At 54.5% G+C, this 5,198-nt stretch carries 10 protein-coding genes and 1 tRNA gene; 4 read left to right on the forward strand and 7 right to left on the reverse strand.

The window, feature by feature from the left end; all coding sequences use genetic code 11:
* Window positions 1-19 precede the first annotated feature (19 nt).
* Together ACTG4M_RS16900 and ACTG4M_RS16905 are read right to left on the reverse strand one after the other, a co-directional pair.
* On the reverse strand, window positions 20-310 hold the full coding sequence (locus tag ACTG4M_RS16900) for a DUF6538 domain-containing protein (protein WP_439124838.1): 291 nt from the start codon (window positions 308-310) through the stop codon (window positions 20-22).
* Between the two features lie 69 nt (window positions 311-379).
* Window positions 380-465: transfer RNA gene (locus ACTG4M_RS16905), tRNA-Leu, on the reverse strand.
* 152 nt (window positions 466-617) lie between these two features.
* On the opposite strand from ACTG4M_RS16905, the gene ACTG4M_RS16910 reads away from it, so the two are divergent.
* Window positions 618-1,598 (forward strand): complex I NDUFA9 subunit family protein, encoded by a 981-nt coding sequence (locus ACTG4M_RS16910; RefSeq protein WP_439124839.1) that lies wholly within the window; start codon window positions 618-620, stop codon window positions 1,596-1,598.
* Window positions 1,599-1,607: 9 nt separating this feature from the next.
* Here the strand turns inward: ACTG4M_RS16910 and ACTG4M_RS16915 are convergent, their stop codons facing one another.
* The 4 genes from ACTG4M_RS16915 to ACTG4M_RS16930 all read right to left on the reverse strand — a co-directional run bounded on the left by ACTG4M_RS16915 (window position 1,608) and on the right by ACTG4M_RS16930 (window position 3,210).
* On the reverse strand, window positions 1,608-1,874 hold the full coding sequence (locus ACTG4M_RS16915) for a DUF6455 family protein (protein ID WP_439124840.1): 267 nt from the start codon (window positions 1,872-1,874) through the stop codon (window positions 1,608-1,610).
* Complete coding sequence (locus ACTG4M_RS16920) at window positions 1,871-2,167, reverse strand: DUF6455 family protein (RefSeq protein ID WP_439124841.1); 297 nt, start codon at window positions 2,165-2,167, stop codon at window positions 1,871-1,873. The genes ACTG4M_RS16915 and ACTG4M_RS16920 overlap by 4 nt, the downstream gene beginning before the upstream one ends.
* The gene (locus ACTG4M_RS16925; protein ID WP_439124842.1) at window positions 2,164-2,433 is read right to left on the reverse strand and encodes a DUF6455 family protein; all 270 of its coding nucleotides are present in this window, start codon (window positions 2,431-2,433) and stop codon (window positions 2,164-2,166) included. The genes ACTG4M_RS16920 and ACTG4M_RS16925 overlap by 4 nt, the downstream gene beginning before the upstream one ends.
* A gap of 63 nt (window positions 2,434-2,496) precedes the next feature.
* The gene (locus ACTG4M_RS16930; RefSeq protein ID WP_439124843.1) at window positions 2,497-3,210 is read right to left on the reverse strand and encodes a M48 family metallopeptidase; all 714 of its coding nucleotides are present in this window, start codon (window positions 3,208-3,210) and stop codon (window positions 2,497-2,499) included.
* A gap of 143 nt (window positions 3,211-3,353) precedes the next feature.
* Here ACTG4M_RS16930 and ACTG4M_RS16935 point away from each other — a divergent pair, with 143 nt between their 5' ends.
* A complete protein-coding gene (locus tag ACTG4M_RS16935; protein ID WP_439124844.1) occupies window positions 3,354-3,578 on the forward strand; it encodes a hypothetical protein in 225 nt (74 codons plus the stop codon).
* An 11-nt stretch (window positions 3,579-3,589) separates the two neighbouring features.
* On the opposite strand, the gene ACTG4M_RS16940 is transcribed toward ACTG4M_RS16935, so the two are convergent.
* Window positions 3,590-3,844, reverse strand: coding sequence for a DUF167 domain-containing protein (locus ACTG4M_RS16940; RefSeq protein ID WP_439124845.1), 255 nt, complete (start codon window positions 3,842-3,844; stop codon window positions 3,590-3,592).
* An 81-nt stretch (window positions 3,845-3,925) separates the two neighbouring features.
* Here ACTG4M_RS16940 and ACTG4M_RS16945 point away from each other — a divergent pair, with 81 nt between their 5' ends.
* Both ACTG4M_RS16945 and ACTG4M_RS16950 read left to right on the forward strand, forming a co-directional pair.
* A complete protein-coding gene (locus ACTG4M_RS16945; protein WP_439124846.1) occupies window positions 3,926-4,504 on the forward strand; it encodes a nitroreductase family protein in 579 nt (192 codons plus the stop codon).
* The coding region (locus ACTG4M_RS16950) for an EI24 domain-containing protein (RefSeq protein WP_439124847.1) at window positions 4,501-5,198 on the forward strand (698 nt) is incomplete at its 3' end. The genes ACTG4M_RS16945 and ACTG4M_RS16950, both read left to right, overlap by 4 nt.

Genomic DNA, 5,198 nt, shown 5'->3' on the forward strand with positions numbered 1-5,198 from the left:
AGGTTGGAACGATGACTACTTACGTAGCATTCTCAACGGCTTGGCCACTCCGTAAGTCAAACGCGATTGCCCTGCCCACTGTCAGGTAACGACTAAATGTAACATCTTCGGAAATCTGCATAGCAAACCAATGCTGATCCAAAGTTTCAGCAAGCCTTTGGGCTTTTTGGCAAGCAATGGATGCTGATCTTGTGCGCAATGAGAAGCTGATTTTGTCAGTTCTGTACCTATGCCGCACGTGCTTTGGAATCCTACGGATGAAGTAGAATATTCCTGATTTCTTGAAGGTATACGGAGTGCTTTTGTTCAACGATTTGTACTACAGTTGGTGCCCGCTGTAGAATTTATCGTTATTTTACAATGTATTGGAGGAAAAATTTGGTGCCCAGGAGAGGACTCGAACCTCCACGGCCTTGCGGCCACTGGCACCTGAAGCCAGCGCGTCTACCATTCCGCCACCTGGGCAGGTGTCGTGAGGCTGGCGTTTAATCCGGTCCAGAAAGGGTGTCAACGGGCTTTTTCACCAGGCATTGCGATGGGTTTGCGGCAATCCTACACCTTGCCCAGAACAGGCGACGAGGATAGAGGTCAGTCAAGCTATGAGCGGGAGCATTCACATGTCCAAACTCGTCACAATTTACGGCGGCTCGGGATTTGTCGGGCGTTACATTGCGCGTCGGATGGCCAAGCAAGGCTGGCGGGTCCGGGTCGCAGTGCGCCGTCCCAACGAAGCGATTTTCGTCAAACCATATGGCGTGGTTGGTCAGGTTGAACCGATCCTCTGCAACATCCGCGACAACACAAGCGTACGGACTGCGTTGCAGGGCTCGGATGCCGTGGTCAATTGCGTTGGAATTCTTGCCAAGAACGGCAAGAACACCTTTGACGCCGTACAAGCCGAAGGTGCCGGTCGCATAGTACGACTTGCCGCCGAGGCAGGCATCACGAACATGGTCCAAATCTCAGCCATTGGCGCGGATGCGGAAGGCGAAAGCGATTACCAGCGAACAAAAGCAGAGGGTGAAGCACTGGTTATCAAAAATATGCCCAGCGCTGTTATCCTGCGGCCCTCTATCGTTTTCGGGCCAGAAGACCAGTTTTTTAACCGTTTTGCAGGCATGACCAGGTATGGTCCGATCCTGCCAGTGGTAGGTGCCGATACAAAATTCCAGCCCGTTTATGTGGACGACGTGGCGCGCGCCGCGTGCATGGCGGTTATGGGAAAAGCAGAGCCGGGGATCTATGAGCTTGGTGGCCCTGACGTGAACACGTTCCGCGAATTGATGGAGCACATGCTCAAAGTTATCCGCCGTCGGCGCTTGATCTTAAATATTCCGTTTTTCGCAGCGTCGATCATGGGCGGGCTTTCCGATTTCGCGAACAGCATCAGCGGGGGTTTGATCCCGGCAATGGTAACCCGCGATCAGGTCAAAAATCTGCGCAACGACAATGTTGTTTCGGACGGGACCAAAACCTTTGCCGATCTTGGGATCAAACCTGTAGCGTTGGAAGCTGTGCTACCGGACTACCTATGGCGGTTCCGACCTTCCGGGCAATATGCGGGCATTAAGGAAAGCGCTAAAAACCTTCGGGCTTAATCGCGCCAGTTATTTCGAAAGCGCGAGGTCCTGAAGCGCTTGTGCATTGGCGCATCCAGGCGGTGGGGACTTAGCAATAGAGCTTTGCTGCCCAAGCCAGCACTGGCAGTTCTCGACTAATGCGCATTGACGACATTCGGTTACAAGTGACGCGTAATCCTGCGCGGTGAGTTGGCCTTGGGACATCGCTTCCGAAAGGCTGACGCCCATCACCTTGGCGACGCTGCGCGTTAACCAAAAGTGAAGCTGTGCGTCACCGAGGGCATGATACGTCATGGTTTTTGCCTTTCTGCGAGAAGTCTGAGCAAGCTGGCATTCACACAATCCGTTGGGGGCTTCGCCTCTAGGTCGCTGCGGTGTGTCTCAAGCCAGCGCTTGCAGCCGTCCGCCCACTGGCAGGTTCGGCAACGTTGGACCAAGTCTACCCATGCTTCGGAATCCAAATCACCGCGATTGGCCGCTTCTGCGGTATTGACACCACACGTCTTTGCCATGCGCTGCAACAGCCAAAAATGGACACCTGTATCACCAAGAGGACGCCACGGGACGGGTGGTTGCAAACCTGTCATTTTGCCCTCAGTTCATCAAATAATTCGCCATTGCGACAATAGTCGGGCAAGTTCAGCTGCGATCCTGCGCTATCCAAGAGGCATTTGCACGCGTCAGGTTTGGTGCAGCCAAGGCAGCGGTCAACAGCCCGTTCAAAACGGTCTTCAGACACGTCTGCGCGTAAAAGCATCTCTTCCAAATCAATGCCTTGGCGATCAGCCATGCCTAAAACAAGCTTAGTGTGCGTCTCGCGTTTCGAATTGTAGGACATAACAAAGCTCCCCATTGGATTGCCCCAAGGGTAAGCCGCATCTGCCTATCAAGCTTTGATACAGGTCAAGATGTGGTTTCAGAGACCCGCCGCGGTGCGGCGCACGATCTCCATACGTGCCGAATTCGGCGGGTGCGATCCAAGGAATCGGTTTCCTGGATCGGGTATCTTGTTAAAGAACTCTGCCCCACGAACAGGGTTGTAGCCCGCCCGCGCCGAGATGACGGTTCCCAAACGATCTGCTTCGAGTTCGAAATCTTTGGAATAGGTTCGCGCGCCCAAAGAGGCTCCGATCTGTTCTGCGGACTGAACGGCGGCTGCATCTGCCCCGCCTAACGCAGCTAGCCCGGACAAAATCACTGCGCCGACAACTGCGTTTTGCTGCGTCCGTCCCAGATGCCCCAAGACATGGTGCGCCGCCTCATGCCCCATTACAAAGGCCAATTCGTCTGCATTATCGACAGATGCGATCAGCGCAAGATTGAACGCCAGTATAGGCCGACCCGTCCGATCAATCGTTTGAAACGCATTTGGTGGCTGGCCGGGGCGGTCATCTACAACGATCTGGAAATCACAATTGGCACTGGGTGCGCGACGTTGGCATTCCTGTTCAGCAACTGGTTCGACCGTCTGGACAACCGTAACGAATTGGCGCGCGGCGATGCCTGCCCTGGTGCGGGCATCTTGATCGGAAATCTGAGGAACGCCACTTTGCGGACGCGGCTGGGTCTGCGTCGTTGGAACGTCACAGGCCGCCAGAGCGACAAAGATCACAATCACGAGCCATCGCATCAAGACACTCCCCAAGTTTGGCGTTGTTTCTGAATACTTAGAAATAGAGCCATCGCACGTGACCTGCTAGTGCTGAATTCGGATGCGTGGTTTTCCGCAGATGTCCCTTGGCATTTGCCGAATGGCCGCGCTACGCTTGGCAAATGTTTAGTATTGAACACGAATTCGACTCTACCGTTGTGACACTTGTGGACGAAGGCGAAGGCCCGTTACAGGAAGACGTTGTTGTCAACGGATTTGAGGAATGTATCACCGTCGAACAATATGATCCCCGAACTGATAGCGTTAACAAAATCACTTTTTCGATGTCACAGATGCGGGACCTAGCCGCGTCGCTGTCGCTGCCCGAAGGTGTCTATTCTCGCTAGGAAACAAAAGACTAATCAAGCCGGAACAGCTTGTCCCGGGTTTTCTGCCCTTGAAACAGAGTTAGCCTTGTTTTGGCGACGCCCAGTGCCTTGGCCAAAAGCTTGATAACCGCAGAATTTGCCTGACCATCAGCCGGAGGTGAGGTGACGCTGACCTTGATCCGGTCACTCTCCATCTCCACCTTATTAACGCGCGCATTGGGCGTCACACGTACGGCAAGGGTTGTTCCGGAAACGGCAAGATCTGCTAGGCTGTTCTTCGACATGCTTTGGCCCTATCACGCCATCATCTGCGCCCAAAGCCCCGGGCTGCGCGACGCGCTGCTGACGAACACGAAGGAGGCATCATGCCTGACGCGAATACCGCCGTTCTTGACTTCCTGCACACACGGCGGTCCCGACCTGCCAAGCTGTTACAAGCCCCTGCACCGGACCGGAACGCACTGATCCCGATCCTGACGGCGGCGGCGCGCACACCGGATCATGGCAAACTAGAACCTTGGCGCTTTATCGTCCTTGAGAACGCCGCGCTTAAACGGCTTGCTGAAACTGTGGAAATTTGCGGCATAGACACAAACCGTCCGCCAGAGGACATTGCCAAAGCCCGCAAGCAATTCGACGACAGCCCACTTTGCATTGCTGTAATCGAGGTTCAGAAACCATCCGAGAAAATCCCAGCGATCGAACAAACCTATTCTGCCGGTGCTGTCTGCCTGGCCCTTCTCAACGCAGCGTTGGCATCTGGTTGGGGTGCAAACTGGCTCAGTGGCTGGCCATCGCACGATTGCGATTTCTGCCAAGAGGCGCTTGACCTAGCGGATAACGAACGCGTTGCGGGGTTTATCCATATCGGCACCGCATCCACCGTTCCGCCCGAGCGTCCACGCCCGAATATCGATGCCATCACAACGTGGTTCGACACATGATTTTGCGCAGCTTCATTCTGACACTGGGCCAACTGGGAGACGCCCGTTTTCGCAAAGTCCTGTTTCTCGGCATCGGTCTTGGCTTTGCTCTGTTGGTGGCGTTTTTTGCCGGTCTCATGTGGCTTTTGAACACTGCGTTGGGACCCGAAGCGACCTTGCCCTTCATTGGCGAAGTCACTTGGCTAGACGATCTGCTGAGCTGGACCGCGTTCATCTCAATGATCATCTTGTCAATTTTTTTGATGGTCCCGGTCGCCTCTGCAATCACATCAATGTTTCTGGATGACGTGGCCGACGCTGTTGAGGACAAACACTACCCGCAATTACCTAAAGCTGATCGGGTGCCATGGGGCGATGCGTTGCGAGATACGGTGAACTTTCTTGGCGTTTTGATTGCCGCGAATATCTTTGCGGTCATTCTGTACGTGATGCTTCCGCCCTTTGCCCTGTTCATCTTCTGGGGGCTGAACGGCTTTCTGCTTGGCCGCGAATACTTCACGTTGGCCGCGATGCGACGCGAGGGACGCGCAGGTGCAAGAGCCCTACGTAAACGTCATGCTGGAAAGATTTGGGTCGCTGGAACTTTGATGGCAATGCCTCTGTCTTTACCGCTGGTTAATCTAGTGATCCCAATCCTTGGGGCGGCAACTTTTACCCACCTGTACCACCAAATTCAGGCGCGGGACCCATCCGG

The sequence above is a fragment of the Marivita sp. genome (genome assembly GCF_965656765.1).
In the GTDB taxonomy this organism is placed as follows: Bacteria; Pseudomonadota; Alphaproteobacteria; order Rhodobacterales; family Rhodobacteraceae; genus Marivita.